Source organism: Cohnella sp. GbtcB17 (assembly GCF_019091135.1).
Classification (GTDB): Bacteria; Bacillota; Bacilli; order Paenibacillales; family Paenibacillaceae; genus Cohnella.
Genome location: NZ_JAGXJW010000097.1, coordinates 1 through 15,502, shown reverse-complemented (window position 1 = coordinate 15,502; position 15,502 = coordinate 1). Strand labels below are relative to the sequence as shown.

At 62.1% G+C, this 15,502-nt stretch carries 15 protein-coding genes; 3 read left to right on the top strand and 12 right to left on the bottom strand.

Features of this window, described 5'->3' with window-relative positions; all coding sequences use genetic code 11:
- From KVT38_RS31785 to KVT38_RS31755, 7 genes are all read right to left on the bottom strand, one after another.
- On the bottom strand, nt 1-277 hold a 277-nt coding region (locus KVT38_RS31785; RefSeq protein ID WP_217597774.1), incomplete at its 3' end, for a hypothetical protein.
- Between the two features lie 66 nt (nt 278-343).
- Nucleotides 344-1,399 (bottom strand): LacI family DNA-binding transcriptional regulator, encoded by a 1,056-nt coding sequence (locus tag KVT38_RS31780; RefSeq protein WP_217597773.1) that lies wholly within the window; start codon nt 1,397-1,399, stop codon nt 344-346.
- A gap of 108 nt (nt 1,400-1,507) precedes the next feature.
- Nucleotides 1,508-2,122 (bottom strand): LysE/ArgO family amino acid transporter, encoded by a 615-nt coding sequence (locus KVT38_RS31775; protein ID WP_217597772.1) that lies wholly within the window; start codon nt 2,120-2,122, stop codon nt 1,508-1,510.
- A 123-nt stretch (nt 2,123-2,245) separates the two neighbouring features.
- Complete coding sequence (locus KVT38_RS31770; RefSeq protein WP_217597771.1) at nt 2,246-2,899, bottom strand: helix-turn-helix transcriptional regulator; 654 nt, start codon at nt 2,897-2,899, stop codon at nt 2,246-2,248.
- A gap of 135 nt (nt 2,900-3,034) precedes the next feature.
- Nucleotides 3,035-5,707: a pyruvate, phosphate dikinase gene (ppdK, locus tag KVT38_RS31765; RefSeq protein WP_217597770.1), complete on the bottom strand. Its 2,673-nt coding sequence runs from the start codon at nt 5,705-5,707 to the stop codon at nt 3,035-3,037.
- Nucleotides 5,707-5,889 carry a GapA-binding peptide SR1P gene (locus KVT38_RS31760; RefSeq protein WP_217597769.1) on the bottom strand — a complete coding sequence of 61 codons (183 nt, stop codon included), beginning with the start codon at nt 5,887-5,889 and terminating at the stop codon, nt 5,707-5,709. The genes ppdK and KVT38_RS31760 overlap by 1 nt, the downstream gene beginning before the upstream one ends.
- A gap of 262 nt (nt 5,890-6,151) precedes the next feature.
- Nucleotides 6,152-7,417 (bottom strand): alkaline phosphatase, encoded by a 1,266-nt coding sequence (locus KVT38_RS31755; RefSeq protein WP_217597768.1) that lies wholly within the window; start codon nt 7,415-7,417, stop codon nt 6,152-6,154.
- Between the two features lie 196 nt (nt 7,418-7,613).
- On the opposite strand from KVT38_RS31755, the gene KVT38_RS31750 reads away from it, so the two are divergent.
- The 3 genes from KVT38_RS31750 to KVT38_RS31740 are packed head-to-tail and all read left to right on the top strand — an operon-like array spanning nt 7,614 to nt 12,020.
- Nucleotides 7,614-9,542, top strand: a complete 1,929-nt coding sequence (locus tag KVT38_RS31750; protein WP_217597767.1) for a DUF2334 domain-containing protein — start codon at nt 7,614-7,616, stop codon at nt 9,540-9,542.
- Nucleotides 9,543-9,560: 18 nt separating this feature from the next.
- On the top strand, nt 9,561-10,799 hold the full coding sequence (locus tag KVT38_RS31745; RefSeq protein WP_217597766.1) for a glycosyltransferase family 2 protein: 1,239 nt from the start codon (nt 9,561-9,563) through the stop codon (nt 10,797-10,799).
- Between the two features lie 36 nt (nt 10,800-10,835).
- Nucleotides 10,836-12,020: a cyclic nucleotide-binding domain-containing protein gene (locus tag KVT38_RS31740; protein WP_217597765.1), complete on the top strand. Its 1,185-nt coding sequence runs from the start codon at nt 10,836-10,838 to the stop codon at nt 12,018-12,020.
- 47 nt (nt 12,021-12,067) lie between these two features.
- Here the strand turns inward: KVT38_RS31740 and KVT38_RS31735 are convergent, their stop codons facing one another.
- From KVT38_RS31735 to KVT38_RS31715, 5 genes are all read right to left on the bottom strand, one after another.
- Nucleotides 12,068-12,688, bottom strand: a complete 621-nt coding sequence (locus tag KVT38_RS31735) for a Uma2 family endonuclease (RefSeq protein ID WP_217597764.1) — start codon at nt 12,686-12,688, stop codon at nt 12,068-12,070.
- A gap of 135 nt (nt 12,689-12,823) precedes the next feature.
- Entirely contained in the window at nt 12,824-13,165 is a 342-nt protein-coding gene (locus tag KVT38_RS31730) for a DUF1801 domain-containing protein (protein ID WP_217597763.1), read from the bottom strand.
- 24 nt (nt 13,166-13,189) lie between these two features.
- Nucleotides 13,190-13,630: a YciI family protein gene (locus tag KVT38_RS31725; protein WP_217597762.1), complete on the bottom strand. Its 441-nt coding sequence runs from the start codon at nt 13,628-13,630 to the stop codon at nt 13,190-13,192.
- Nucleotides 13,631-13,666: 36 nt separating this feature from the next.
- Nucleotides 13,667-14,473, bottom strand: a complete 807-nt coding sequence (locus KVT38_RS31720; RefSeq protein ID WP_217597761.1) for an alpha/beta fold hydrolase — start codon at nt 14,471-14,473, stop codon at nt 13,667-13,669.
- Nucleotides 14,474-14,507: 34 nt separating this feature from the next.
- Nucleotides 14,508-15,502, bottom strand: a 995-nt coding sequence (locus KVT38_RS31715) for an RNA polymerase sigma factor (protein WP_217597760.1), incomplete at its 5' end; no start/stop codon positions are given.

Sequence of the window (15,502 nt, the reverse complement as noted above, 5' to 3'; positions counted from 1 at the left end):
CGGTCAGGCCGAAGTCGAACAGCCCGACGACCTCCTGCCCCTTCCAGTCTTCAGGCACATGGACCTTGCGCCTCAGCCAGACGTACCGGTCGTAGCCGACCCAGCGCTCTACCTTGCGCATCCGAAGCTCGCCCGTCAGCTCCGGCGGACGGCTTACGCCGTTCGCGCGCGTCTCGTCCTGCTGCATCTCCCACTCATCCAGCGGCAAAGCATGACGGTAGCGGTACGCGGCCAGCTCTTCGATCCGTTTCTGAAGCTTCTCCACGATCCAAAACATAAATGAAGATCCCTCCCATGAATAAATGATGACACGTGTTATGAAGTTGCGTAAAAAAGCGGCGGGTTAACCGCGCGCGCTGTTCGGGGCGCTGTCTCCAGGCCTGATCGACGCCCGTAGCCGCCGCTTGGCGGCCGGCTCGTCCTGCGGCGGCTCCAGCAGCAAGCGCACCGCCTCCTCCCCCATCTCCGCATACGGGATCTCCACGGAGGCAAGCGAGGGCGTCATGTACGCGTTGCTCCGGCGCGTATTGTCTCCCGCCATGAGAACAAGCTCTTCGCCGATGCGAATGCCTCTCTCCCAGGCCGCCCTGTACAGCGGCACGGCGCCCACCGACCAGTTGATCAGGATCGGCGGCAATCCCCTGCCGTCTGCGACCGCTTCGTCCAAGTACCGGCCGAGCCACGCTTCGTCTTGTACGCGGAAGCGGTGAACGACCGGCGTCCAGCCTCTCGCGGCGCACCAGGCTTCGTACGCGGCATTGCGATCGCGCTCCGCCCAATTCCGTCCGGGCCGTTCCTCGTAGGCTTCGAGATAGACGGGATAACGATCCGCCGTGCCGCCCAGGTAGTCCATCGCCTGCCGAATGCTGTCGCGGTAGTCGGCGAGCACCGAAGCGACGCCTTCCGTCTTCGCATAGCCTTCCACGGACACGTAAGGGACGCCGTACTCTCGCACCCGCTCGATCCAAGAAGCGCTCTCGTATTCCGTCACGTCGAGCGTTACGATGCCGTCGATCCTGCGCTGGCGGTACAAGTCGAGCATGTTCAGCCTGTCCCGGTCGTCCTCGCTCTGGCCGCTGATCAGCACGTGGTAGCCGCGCTCCGCGCAAGCCTTCTGCATGCCTTCGAGCAGTTGAAGGAAAAGCGGATTTTTCATGTCGCCGAACGCGGCAACGCAGCGGCTGAGTCCGGTTTTCATCGCCCGCGCCTGCGCGTCTACCTGGTAATTCAGTTCCTTGATCGCCTTAAGCACCTTTGCTCTTGTCTCGGGTCCGACGCCGATGCCCGGCGTGCCGTTGATGACGGCGGACACGAGGCTCCGGGACACGCCCGCGGCTTTGGCCACGTCGAAGCTCGTCGTTCGCTTGCCAGTATTCGGCGTCCTTCCATTGCCTGTCATTAGCTGCACCTCAACGTGAATATAACACGTATTATTATCCACGCGCAATCGGCTGTTTTTTGCGTTTGAACGGTATCCCCTTCCGTCAGGAATCGCCTGTGCCGGCGCTTATTCGAACAGCGACAATCCGAGATAGATCGCCGTCCCCCACATGATCAGCGCGGAAATTTTGTTCAATACGACGAGGAAACGGCCCGAGGGATCGGCCCTGCCCGCGATTCTGCCCGCCAGCGCCAGACCGTGGAACCAAAGCCACGAGACGGCGATGCAGGTGACGGCAAAAACGAACTTGTCCCAGCCATCGTAACGCAGCGCGCTCGTGCCGATGACGCCGACCGTGTCCATAATCGCATGCGGATTAAGCAGCGACAGCGACGCGGTCAGCGCGATCTGGCGCTTCGCGCCCAGCCGCACAGCTTGTCCGTTGGTTGCGGCGTTTGGCTTGCTGCGCCAGATGACCCAACCCATGTACAGCAAAAAAAGCACGCCGGCGGAGATCAGCGACACCTTGATCCAGACGATGCCGAGCGCGACGGCGGACACGCCGAATACGGCGAGCGAGATGAGCAGCGTGTCGCAGACCGAAGCCGTTATCGTAATCGGCAGCGCGCGAACGTAACGGGGCTGCAGGGCCCCTTGGTTGAAGACGAATACATTTTGCGCGCCGAGCGGGAGGATGAGTCCGAGCGCGAGGAGAAAGGCGTTGATGACGACGTGCAGCATGATGTAGGTTTCTCTCCGTTCTATAAGGCGATGTGGTCCGACAAAGAGAAAGAGGCCGATCCGCGTCGCATTCGCGACGCCTCGATCGCCTCCGGCTCTTGCCGATTGGATACTCGAACAGCTTCAGGGAATCTCTCTGGAGACGGCAGCCTCGTAGATCAGCTTCAGGATGGTCGTCTTCGTAATCCGGCCCACGACTTCGGCGGCCGGCACTCCGCCTTGCGGATGCGCTTGAACGACCGGAAGACCGTCTACCTCGTGCACGATCATCTTGCGCATCGCGTCGAGGATCGTATCTTCCGGCGCTACGGTGACGATATTGGGGTACCGGGTCATGACCATGCCCAGGATGACGGCATCCGCGTGCGCGTTGCCGACCGCGACCTTCAGCAAGTCCTTGCGCGAGACGATACCGGTCAGCGAGCCCGCCGCATCGACGACGATCAGGCTGCCCACGTTTTCGAGGAAAAGCGAGACGACCGCGTCGCCGACGGTCGCCGTCTCGCGGAGGACGACGGGCACGCCCATCACTTCCTTGACGCGCATTCGCAGGACGGCATCCTGCGCGGACGAGCCGGCATCGCCATTCGCTGCGGCCGGGAAATAGCCGACCTTCGGCTTGGCGTCGATGTAGCCCAGCATCGCCAGCAATCCGAGATCCGACCGGATCGACGGTCGGGTGACGCCTAGCGCCTCCGCGATCTGCTCGCCGGTGATCGGCGCGCGCTTGCGGACCAGATCGACGATCTCGAGCTGGCGCGTTGATAGTTCGAGCATGGCAACCTCCAGGCTGGACGACTCTTTTCCCCCATTGTAACCGATCCGCGTCCCGATCACACCCCCGCCGCGCAAAGGCGCCGCTCGCCACCGCTCTTCTTTTCCGCCCGTTGCCAGCCCCTCTTCAATATAGATCTAGATCGCCCGGATGGTCGGTCTCTCTTCGTCCTCGGCCGCGCTCTCGATCGCCGCCTGCGCGGCCGCGATCCGCGCCATCGGGATGCGGTACGGCGAGCAGCTGACATAGTCGAGTCCAGCGCGATGGCAGAACGCGATCGAATCTTTGTCTCCGCCATGCTCCCCGCAGATGCCCGTCTTCAAGCCAGGCTTGCGCGAGCGTCCCTTCGTCGCCGCCAGTTCGATCAACTGCCCGACGCCGTCCGGATCCAGCACCTGGAACGGGTTGTGCGGGAGCAGCTTCTGCTCCAGGTAATGCGACATGAAGCCGCCCTCCGCGTCGTCTCTGCTGTAGCCGTAGGTCATCTGCGTCAGATCGTTCGTGCCGAAGGAAAAAAAGTCCGCATGGGCCGCGATGCGATCGGCCGTCAACGCGGCGCGCGGCACTTCGATCATCGTGCCGATCTTGTAGCGGCATGCGCTCTTGCCGGCCTCGCCGAGCACGCGCTCCGCGGCACGGTCGACCCGTTCGCGCAGCAGGCTCAGCTCGCTCGCGTCGCCGACCAGCGGGATCATGATCTCCGGATGCACCGAGATTCCCGCCTCGGCGCACGTCGCAGCCGCCCAGAAGACGGCCTCGGCTTGCATGTCGTAGATCTCGGGATAGACGATGCCCAGCCGACAGCCTCGTTGTCCGAGCATCGGGTTGGCTTCGTGCAGCGCATGGACCTTGTGGATCATCCGGCGCAGCTGCACCTGCGCCTCCTCCGTTTCGGCCGCCTGCAGCTTCTGCTGCAGCTCTCCCGCATTCGGCAGAAACTCGTGCAGCGGCGGGTCGAGCAGCCGAATCGTAACCGGCAGTCCGTCCATCTCCCGGAACAGCCCTTCGAAGTCGGCCTGCTGCATCGGCAGCAGAAGCGCGAGCGCCGCCAGCCGTTCCTCCCGCGACTCCGCCATGATCATCGTCTGCATGACGGTCAGCCGCTCGGGCGCAAAAAACATATGCTCCGTCCGGCACAGCCCGATGCCCTCCGCGCCGAAGCCGCGTGCGATTCCGGCGTCCGCCGGCGTATCCGCATTGGCGTAGACGCGCAGCCGGCGAACGTCGTCCGCCCAGCGCAGCACTTGCTGCAGCTCGTCCGTAACCGCCGCCTCCTTGAGCGGGATCCGGCCGGCGTATACGCGGCCGCTTGTGCCGTCCAGCGTCAGCCAATCTCCCTCGGCGATCGTCCTTTCGCCTGCCGTCGCCTCCCGCAGCGCCGGATCGATCCGCATCTCCTCGCAGCCGCATACGCACGGCTTACCCATGCCCCGAGCCACGACCGCCGCATGGCTGGTCATGCCGCCCCGGCTGGTGAGTACGCCCTCCGCGGCGAGCACGCCGTGAATGTCCTCCGGCGTCGTCTCGGCCCGCATGAGAACGACGGGCTTGCCCGCCTGCGCCCACGCCGCGGCTGTGTCCGCGTCAAAGACGGCCATGCCGACGGCCGCGCCCGGCGACGCAGGCAGGCCGGACGCGATCGCATCGCCCGCCGCCTGCTCGTCGATGCCGCGGTGCAGCAGCTGCTCCAGATGGGACACCTCGATCCGCATGAGCGCTTCCTCGCGCGAGACGACGCCTTCGGCCGCGAGATCTACGGCGATCCGCAGCGCGGCCTGGGCGTTGCGCTTGCCGCCCCGCGTCTGCAGCACGTAGAGCTCGCCGCGCTCCACCGTGAACTCGATGTCTTGCATGTCCGCGTAATGCAGCTCCAGGCGTCCGCACAGCTCGGACAGCTCGTCGTATACCCGCGGCATGACATCCTTCAAAGTCGCGATCGACTGCGGCGTGCGCACGCCGGCGACGACGTCCCCGCCCTGCGCGTTCGTCAGGTACTCGCCGAACAGCGCCCGCTCGCCGGTAGACGGATTGCGCGTGAACACGACGCCGGTGCCGCAGTCGTCCCCTTTATTGCCGAACACCATGCTCTGTACGTTAACCGCCGTGCCCTGTTCGTCGGGAATGCGGTTGATCTTGCGGTAAACCTGCGCCCGCTGATTGTGCCAGGACTTGAACACGGCTTCGGTCGCGAGCGTCAACTGTTCGTGCACGTCCTGGGGAAAGTCGATGCCCGAGAACGCCTTGACGCAATCCTTGTACTCCCCGATCAACTGCATCCAGCCTTCGGCCGACACCTCTTGGTCCTGCTCGACGCCGAGCTCCCGCTTCAAGCGGCGCAGCAGCCGCTCGAAGCGGATGGCTTCGATGCCGAGCACCACCTGGCCGAACATCTGGACCAGCCGCCGGTAGCAATCGTAGGCGAAGCGGGCGTTGCCTGTGTCCGCAGCCAGCCCCTTCACGGTCTCGTCGTTCAATCCCAGATTGAGGATCGTATCCATCATCCCGGGCATCGAGTCGACCGATCCCGACCGGACGGAGACGAGCAGCGGGTCGGCGGCATCGCCGAGCCGCTGACCCTTCTTCTCCTCCAGCCGCGCCACGGCTTCCCTCATCTGCAGCTGCAGCTCGCCCGAGATCCGATTGCCTGCCCGGAAAAAAGCCCGACACGCATCGGTCGTTATCGTGAAGCCGGGAGGCACCGGAAGTCCCACACGCGTCATCTCCGCCAGATTGGCGCCTTTCCCGCCCAGCAGCGTCCGCATGCCGGCATGGCCTTCTTCAAAGGAATAAACCCAGGATTGCACATTCATCAATCTTCGCCCTCGCTCGCCTCGACCGTCTCCAGGCAGCCTTCCTGCCCGCACACGCCGTATATTTTTTTCACGCCATTGGTCGGAATCGTATACATGAGCTGCTGACAGTGCTTGCAGATGACCATACCCAGTTCAAGAGACGGAGCGGTTCCCTGTAAGGCGTTCGTCGCGTTCGACATGCTGCTTCTCCTCCCGGCGGTTCGGATTAATGCCGCCTTTTAAATTTTATTGTGTGTCATAATTATATATGTGCGTCATTAATAACGCAATAAGCAACACAAAAATAAAATAAAATGATTAGTGAGTCCCGATTATGCAGATAAGTGATTCACAATAATTCGCGAGTTAGCCGGAAAAACCGGGCAATAAGCAAAAAGGTACAGCTCCGCGTTTTCGCGGTGCTGTACCTTCTCGTTATAGCGTCCGTTTCACAGGCGGAGCTTACTTGCCCTTGATGCCCATCGCCTGCTTCAGCTTCGTGAACACCTCGGTGTTCTCGTAGATGCCGGTGAAGAGCTGCGCATTGCGCCCCATGGCCGTGATCGGAACGTCGACAGCCGTGTGGCCCGAGGTCGTCCAGTCGACGACGAAGTTTTGCTTCGTGCCTGCGATCTGGAACGGTCCGTCTTCCTTGGAGATGCCGTCGCCGGATTCATCCTTGTCGTCGGCTTCCTCGATCGAGAAGCCGCCGGTCTCGTGGTCGGCGAGCACCAGCACGAGCGTGTCGGGGTGCTTCTTGGCGAAATCCTTGGCGACCTGTACGGACTGGTCCAGCTGCTGGCCTGCTTTGATCGTCATCTTGGCGTTGTTTTGGTGCGCGAACTCGTCCGTGCCTTCTTCTTCGACCATCAGGAAGAAGCCTTTTTTGTTGGCGGACAGCGTATCGATCGCTTTTTTGGTCATTTCGGGCAGCGAGACGACCGGATTATAGATATCGCCCTCGCCTTCGGGCTTTTGCTGGAACATCTCTTCATTGGAGAACAGACCGAGCAGCTTGCCGCCCTTCGCCTTTTGCAGGTCCGCCTTCGTGGAGACGTAGCTGTATCCGAGCGATTTGGCTTTGTCGATCAGGTTGCCCTGCGTGCCTTTGCTTTTCTCCGAAGGGTCTTCGGCAGGCTCGTCCTTGAACTTGCCCGGGTTGCCCGCAGGATACCAGAAGTCTTCCCCGCCGCCCAGGATGACGTCGATCTTGCTCTTGGTCAAATATTGCAGCGCGATGTCGCTCTGCTTGGAACGGTCTTCGACATGCGCGCCGAAGGCGGCGCCGGTCGCGTCGGTGACTTGGCTGGTCGTGACCACGCCGGTCGATTTTCCGTTTTCCTTCGCGTACTCCATGATCGTCTTGACCGGCTTCTTGTTGGCGTCCATGCCGATCGCGCCGTTATAAGTCTTCACGCCGCTGGCATAGGCGGTCGCCGAGGCGGCCGAATCCGTGACCGGCACCGTGGAGCTCGTATGAATCAATCCGACGTAAGGCATGGCGTCCATCGCCAGATTGCCCTTCTCTCCGACCGTCGCCAGGCGGATGGCGTCGCGCGCCGCGGCGCCCATGCCGTCGCCGACGAACAGGATGACGTTTTTCGTTTGAGGGGATGCGGCGTCTGCGCGGTCGTGCGGTTGAGCGGTGACTGCGCTGGCTGTCAGAATGGCTGCCGTCATCGTACCGGCAAGCGTTGCCTTGAACACTTTCTTGTCTCGAAGTTTCATCGTTTCCCCTCCACATTTGGTATACAAGCCTATACTAGACCGCTTTCATTAAGCGCGTGTTTTGCATTTGTGTGCCGGACGTAAAATGCCGACGATTTTTCAGTTTACAACAAGCCCGCACCTGCTATAGTAGAAAGTGCGCTTGCAGCGGTCGGCCGCAAACGATTAAGAAGCCATGAACTGAGGGACTGGCAAGTTGAAACGCAAACGATGGAAATGGACGGGCATCATCGCCGGCGGCACGGCCGCGGCCCTCGCCGCGACCGTGTACGCCTTGACGTATACGGGTACGAATATTTATCCGAACAAGGACAAGCAGCACGCGCTGCTGCGGCTTGAGGACATCGGTCCCGGCGGCGAATACGGTACGCCGGAAGCGCTCGGCAAGCTGCGCGCCGTGCTGGAATATATCGAAGCCGAAGGCATTCCTTTTCAAATGGCCGTCATCCCGCGGAGCATAAGCCTTGGAGGCGACGGCGTCTGGCAAGAGCGCGGCATCGACGATCCGCAGCCCGACGCTCTCACATTATCGCTGATCCGGCTGCTAAGAAAAGCAGAAGACAACGGCGGCACGCTCGGCATGCACGGCTACACCCACCAATACGGAGATACCGTCATGAAGGGCGACGGACAGAACTCCGGCACCGGCTACGAATTCAAAGTGCCTGGCGCGTCCGAGACCAAGGATACCGGCTATGCCGCCGCCCGCATCGAGAGCAGCCTGGCGGCTTTCAAGCGTGCCGGGCTCCGCCCCGCCTTCTGGGAATCGCCGCATTATCGCGATACGCGCGCGCAGGAGAAGGTGTTCCGCTCCTATGTCGGCATCCTGTATCAGCCGGACTTGTTCTCCCTCCGGTCGTTCAAGGACATGAACGTGTACGAGAGCCGCAATACATACGGGCAGGACAGCCTCGGCTCGGTCTACGTGCCCGCTCCTCTCAGCTACATTACGGACGATGCATCTGTGGACAAGCTGCTCAAAAAGGCGAAAGGGTTCGACGGGCTGGCTTCGCTCTTTTTCCATCCGTTCCTCGAGTTTCCCGCGCTGGAACCGGTGACGGGCGCGGACGGCCAAACGCAGATGAAGGACGGTCTGCCGGTCTACAGATACAAAGCAGACGGTTCGCCGTCCAAGCTGCACAGACTCGTGGAGGGGCTGGAACGGGAGGGCTACCGGTGGATGTCGCTGAACGAAGTCATTCCCTTTACGCCGGCGCACCGAGTGATGCTCCCGCTCGGCACGTCCGCGGACGATGTGTTGCTCGGAGACGTGACCGGGAGCGGCCATGCGGACGTCGTCGTGCGCGAGGCGCACCGGATCTCGGTCATCCCGGGCGACTACGGCATGCCGCGCAACCGTCCGCAGGCGGCGACGCAGGTTTGGCTCAAAGCCGAGCTGCCGCCGCAGGAGCGGGTGCTGCTGGCCGATCTGAACGCCGACGGCAGGCAGGATCTCGTCGCGTACGATCCGGGATCGGGAAAAACGCGCGTCAGCCTGGCTGAAGACGGCCGGTTCGCCGAGCCCGTCCCTGCGGGCACGCTACCTACGGGGCTAGACCGGCTGCAGCCGATTCGGACGCAGGACGGCCGGACGGCTTTGCTGGCTCGCAGCGCCGACAAGCTCGCTTTGTTGGCTTACCGGGACGGCCGCTTTGCACCCTCCGCCGAGCAGCTAGCCGCCTTGCCGACGGACGCCATGCTGCATACGGGCCGCTTCTTGAGCAAAGACCGTGACGACGCGCTCTATGCGTCCGTGTCGGAGGATGGCCTCGTCATCGTGCCGGCGGACGCGGACGATTCGGCCGGCGGCGCCCCCATTGCCGTGAAGGGCGTCTCCTTAAAAAAGGGGGAGCAGCTGCTCATCGGAGACACGGACGGCGACGGCCTCGACGATCTGATCTCGTATGCTGCGGCATCCGGCATCTGGCGCGTCTACACGAACGATGGCGGCGGCCGGTTCAAGCCGACAGACAACGCCTACGGCCCCTGGGCCGCGAAGCGCGGCAACGTCGGACTCGCCGCCGATTTTGACGGCAACGGCAAGACCGATATCGCCTCATACGACGCGCGATCGCGTGCGCTTGACCTTTCTCTTTCATTTCGCAACCCTAGACCGACACCTTAGACCCGAGAGGAAATGCTCATGCGCACCTTTTTTATGCTGCTTGCGGATGTTTGCCAGATTTTGATTTTTGTCGTCACCGCTTATCAGATTTTCATCAGCCTGGCGGGCTTCAGGCGAAAGGCCGACACCGGCCGCAAACACGCGCCAAGCCGAACGTTCGCGATTCTGGTCGCCGCGCACAATGAAGAGAAAGTGATCGGACCGCTGCTGGACAACTTGAACCGCCTCGATTATCCGAGGGATCTGTACGATGTATACGTCGTCGCCGACAACTGCTCGGACGGCACGGCGCGGATTGCCGCGTCGTACGGCGCGACCGTCATGGAACGCTTCGACAAGGTCCTCGTCGGCAAAGGCTATGCGATGGAGTGGATGCTCGAACGTCTCTGGCAGCGCGAACGGCAGTACGACGCCGTCCTCGTATTCGACGCGGACAACCTGATCAGCGCTGGCTTCCTGCGCGAGATGAACGACAAGCTGTCGGACGGACACCGTGTCATCCAGAGCTATGTCGAGACGAAAAACCCCTACGACTCCTGGGTCTCCCTTTCCTATGCGATTACCTATTGGTTCATTAACCGAATGTGGCAGCAAGCCCGGCACAACTGGGGCATGGTGAGCACGCTCGCCGGCACCGGCATGTGCTTCGAGGCGAAACTGCTGAAGGAGATGGGCTGGAACGCCACCTCGCTCACCGAGGACGTCGAGTTCACGGCGCGCTGCATCGAGCGCGAGATCTATCCGACCTGGGCGCCCGACGCCATCGTCTACGACGAAAAGCCGGTTACCCTCTCAAGCTCCATCCGCCAGCGTCTGCGATGGATGCGCGGACATACCGACTGTGCGCGCAGGTATATTGTCCCGCTGTTCGTAAGCGCCTTGCGGACGCGCAAGTTTGCGCAGTTCGACGCGGTCATGTACTTGTTTCAGCCCATCCGGTTCCTGTTCGTCGCGGCCGTCTGGGTCATGTCCTATCTCCAACTCGCCACCCCGCTCTCCGAGCAGGTCGCGGTGCTTCGGACCGTCCCCGATTGGGCGTGGATCGCCCTCAACGCAGCGCTCTTCCTGCAGTTCCCGCTCGTCATGGCGATCGAGAAGCGGCCGCTTAAGTCCTATCTGGGACTGATCCTGTTCCCCGTCTTCCAGTTCACCTGGTTCCCGATCACGCTGGTCGGTCTGCTCACCTTCAACAAAAAAACGTGGAACCACACGGTTCACACGCGCGCGATCCGAATCGAAGACATCAACCGGCCCTAACCGTCCGCTCAAATTGAAGATAGGAGCCCCCCACCCATGACGACGATCGGACTCGATAGCTTGCTAACATTTTTTATGACGAATCCGCTGTTCCAGGCGATGACCCGTGACGAGCTTGCGTTGATCGCAGAAATATCCGAGCGGGTCGAGCTGCCCGCGGGCACGGTGTTCATTAAGGAAGGAGACACCGACAAAGCGCTTTATCTCGTGGAAAAAGGTAGCGCGGAGGTCGTGAAGGCGGAGCCGGGCACGGGCGGCTGGCACGCATTGGCGACGCTCGGTGCCGGTACGTGCATCGGGGAAACCTCGATCCTCGAAGGGAATGTAGCGCGGACGGCAACGGTCAGGGCGGCTGAGCCCGCGGCGCTGATCCGGATCGATCCGGCGCGGATGACCGGCGACCGCGCCTTCGATCCGATTCGCATCAAGCTGCTGAACCATGTCGCAGCTTCGCTGACCGGCAAGCTGGACGCGACCAACAATCTGACCGTCGCCGCGATGAAAAACGAGCTGGAGACGAACAAAGCCCGAATCGCCATGGGCCTTTTTACCGTCAATCTTCTATTCATGCTGGGCATCTACACGCTCGCGCTCAAATCGCTGAACACGCTTGTCATCAACTTCGGCTCGAATTTGATCTCTATCGTGATACTGGCGTTGATGTCGGCCGTCATGTTCGTCATGATCAAGAAGAGCGGCTACCCGATGAAAACGTTCGGCCTGACGCTGGAAAATTGGCGCGGCGTCCTTTGGCGCAGCTTCCTGATGACGCTGCCGCTATTGGCCGCCATCGCCCTGCTGAAGGGAGTCGTGCTGTACATGCATCCCGAGATCGACGACCAGGTGTTCAGCATCATCCCGATCATCGAAGGGCGGAAGGTGGACAGCACCTTCTATATTTACGGCCTCGCTTATGCGCTGTTCTGCCCGGTGCAGGAGTTCATCTCGCGAAGCGGCATCCAGTCCTCGCTGCATAACTTCCTGCCGCCGACCCGAAGCCGCACCTGGATCGCGATCGTCCTGTCGAACCTCATGTTCTCGACGGCGCACTCGCACCTCAACCTCACGTTCGCGCTGCTGACTTTTTTCCCCGGCCTCTATTGGGGCTGGATGTACGCGCGCCAGCGCTCGCTCCTTGGCGCCTCCGTATCCCATATCATGGTCGGCGTCTGGATCTTCTTTATCGTCGGAATCGAGGGGATCTGGAACGCGCTGTTCTAATCGAAGGCTTGTCCACGACGTGCCGATGACGCCGGACGGACGACGATTCAGTTCGAGGACAGCAGCCGCTGCAGAGTCGGATCGTCGAACAGCCCGGCCACCGTGAACGACACGCAGGGCAGCCTGTCCGACGTCACCGCGTCTTCGCCTTCGTACACGCGGCTGAGCTCCAACCGGTCGCCCTGCAGCAGATGCTGCTCCAAGGTCCTGGCGCCGGGATCCACAATCCAGTATTCGGGCACGCCATGCTTTTCATAGATTCGCAGCTTGCGGACGCGGTCCCGGTGACGAGAGCCGGGCGACAGAATCTCCACGACGAGATCAGGCGGACCTTCGATGCCACGCTTGGTCACGATGTCGGCACGCTCCGGACGAATGAAGATCAAGTCAGGCTGCACCACGTTCGTAGGACTGAGGATGACATCGAGCGGCGCATATAAAATGAGATATTCTGACTTGCGACTACCTGACAGCTTAGCTTGCAAATTGTAGCTTAAAATCTGATGCGACGTATTCGGTCCCGGCGACATGAGCTCCAGCGAGCCGTCCAGCACTTCGTAGCGCAATCCGTCGTCCGGCATCGCGGCATAAATGTCGTACGTCACCTGCTGCTCGCCGACGCGCTCCTCCAATCGCTTTTTGTCATCCGGTCGTTTTTTGTCTTCCATCTCAGGCGTCCTCCTAACAGAAAAGCCCCGTCAAAGCGACACGGTTCGTGTTCGGCTCTGACGGGGCGCTTCCCCGTTTCTTTCATTAATTCGATTATGTCCAAAAATGGCAGATCTGTCAACGATCAATCGACTTTAAAGAGAAGCCGAAGCTTGCTTGAGCAAGTCCGCCAGCTCTTCCTTATTTACATCCTGCGCCTTCCCAATCTTGATCGTCTTGCGCTCGGGCGGTCCGCTCCAGTTGCCTTCGGGGAACGCAATGCCCTCGGCGTTAAAAATCGTGTAGCTTACCGCATCCTTCGACGTCGAAATGACGGCGGCATACTTGCCGTTTTTGAGGTAATGCGGCTTTTTGTACTGCATGCGCTCCAGCGCGTCCGGAATGGCCGCGAGGGTAAGCTCTCGCAGCGCATTGCAGCGCTCGGCTTGCCAAGGCTCTTTGAGATCTGCGATAAATTGCGTGATTTCCGGGTTCATGTGAGCGGTTCCTCCTAAGTGAGATTATTCGTGCAAATTTCTTAATGCGCCGAGCTGATGGCGCAGTTCGGCCTCGATCGGGCTCAAGCCCGCGGTGAACGGCGGCTCGGCGGTCTCGCGAAGCCGGCGCAGCTCGATCCCGCCTTCTCCGAAGCCGTAAGGGTCGGGCATCTTCGCCGCCCAGGCGTAGGCCTCCCGCTCCGAGTCGGCCTCCAGCAGCATATACCCCGCGACCTGTCCTTCCGCGCCGCCGAACGGTCCTGCCGTCATCGCCGGCGGACCTTCCGCGTTCGAATACGTCAGCCGGAGCCCGTCGGCGCTGGGCAGCAGGCTGGCGGATTCGATCAGGACGCCCGCCTCCTTCATCTGCCGGCTGTAAGCCGCGAACGCAGCGGCCCGGTCGCTTGCCGGCTCGATCCCCGCCTCGAAGCGCGCGTTTGCCTTGATCAGGATCATAAATCGCATGAGCGATCTCCTCCTTGCATGAATTTCAACGGTGGCTCAAGCGAGGAAAAACGACTTCAGCACCGGCGCGAGCGCGTTCATTGATACGTTGTGATTTTGCCCTTCGAGCAAGCGCGATTCGCCGAACGGAACGGCCTTGCCTACTTGCCTGGCCGCCTCCTGAAGCGCAGCCGGGCTCTTGTCGCCCCCGATCGCGAGAACCGGTATGCGGATTGAAGCAAGCTTCGCTTCGGGAAGCGAATAATCGCCCATAATCGAAGCGTCGTAGGGCAGCGTGTGGGCGACGGCGCGAAGGCGGGGCCAGAACGGCATGATTCGCATCAGCGTTACCGCAAAACCCGGCGCGCCCATCAAGCGCAGGAAGTACTTGACCGCTTCGTCCCGTTTATCCGCTGCGATCAATCGTTCCAGCTGCGCCCGCTGCTCCGCCGGCGACACCTCGCCCTTTCCGCCGGCCAGATAGGGAGGCTCGTAGAGCGCGAGCCTGTCCATACCGACGCCCCTTGCCGCAGCTTCCAGCGCCAGCGCCGCGCCGGAGGACAGCCCCCACACGCGCGCGTCTCCGCCGTTTGCCGCGATGACGGCTTCGAGATCCTCGATCTCCCGCGCAACCGCGTACGTTTTCTGATCCCCGCTGTCCCCCCGGCCCCGCCTGTCATAATTGACGACCGTAAAGTCCGGCGCCAGAAGGCCGGCCAGCTTTTGCAGCCCGGGAAAAGTCCGGTAGCTGAACGCGCCGCCTACCAATATCACTATCGGTCCTTTACCGACCGCATCGTAGGCGATCCGCGTTCCGTCCTTGGATATCGCAAACCGTTCCGTCCGGTTCGAGTCGCTTTTCATCGTCCGTCCCATCCTCGCTTCTGTATGGTCATTGTCAAATGTCCCGCTCCGCGCATTCCGCCGCGCGGCGGCGCATCAGCTCCTGCTCCGGCAAATTCTGCGTCATGGAGGCAGCCCGCTCGAACGCCGCCCGCGCCTCCTCCATGCGCCCGAGCTTCGCGAGCAAGTCCCCGCGGATGCTCGGCAGCAGGTAATAGCCTTTTAAAGCGGGCTCGTCATCCAACCGGTCGACGATCTGAAGCCCGATCGCCGGTCCGAACGCCATCGCGATCGCGACGGCGCGATTCAGCTCGACGACGGGCGAAGGAGCGACGCGCGACAGCGCTTCGTAGAGCGCAGCGATCCGGGCCCAGTCGGTGTCGCCGGGCGCGGGCGCCTGCGCGTGGCAGGCCGCGATCGGGGCCTGCAGCGCGTACGGGCCGAGCGGTCGGCCCAGGCTTCTGGCGCGCTCGAGCGCGGCCAGACCGCGGCGGATCAGGAGGCGGTCCCAAAGCGCGCGATTCTGGTCCATGAGCAGGATCGGCTCGCCGGACGGACCTACGCGCGTCTTGAAACGCGACGACTGGATCTCCATCAGGGCGACGAGGCCGTGCACCTCCGGCTCCCGCGGCGCGACCTCCGCCAGCATCCGGCCGAGACGCAGCGCCTCCTGGCAGAGCATCGGCCGGATCCAGCTTCCGCCCGCGGTGGCCGAATAGCCCTCGTTGTACATGAGATAAACGACCTCGAGCACCGAGGAAAGGCGTTCCTCCAGCTCTTTCCCCTCGGGCACGTCCAGCGTCGCGCGCGCCGCGCTTAGCGTCTTCTTCGCCCGACCGATCCGCTGCGCGACGGTCGGCACGGGGACGAGATACGCATGCGCAATCTCGTCCGACGTCAAGCCGCCGAGCAGCCGCAACGTCAGCGCGCCGCGCGCTTCCCGCGAGAGCGACGGGTGACAGGTGGCGAAGATGAGGCGGAGCAGCTCGTCGCCGATCTCGCCCGCCTCCGTTTCCACGTCGTCCTCCGTATACAAGGGGGCGGCGCGGC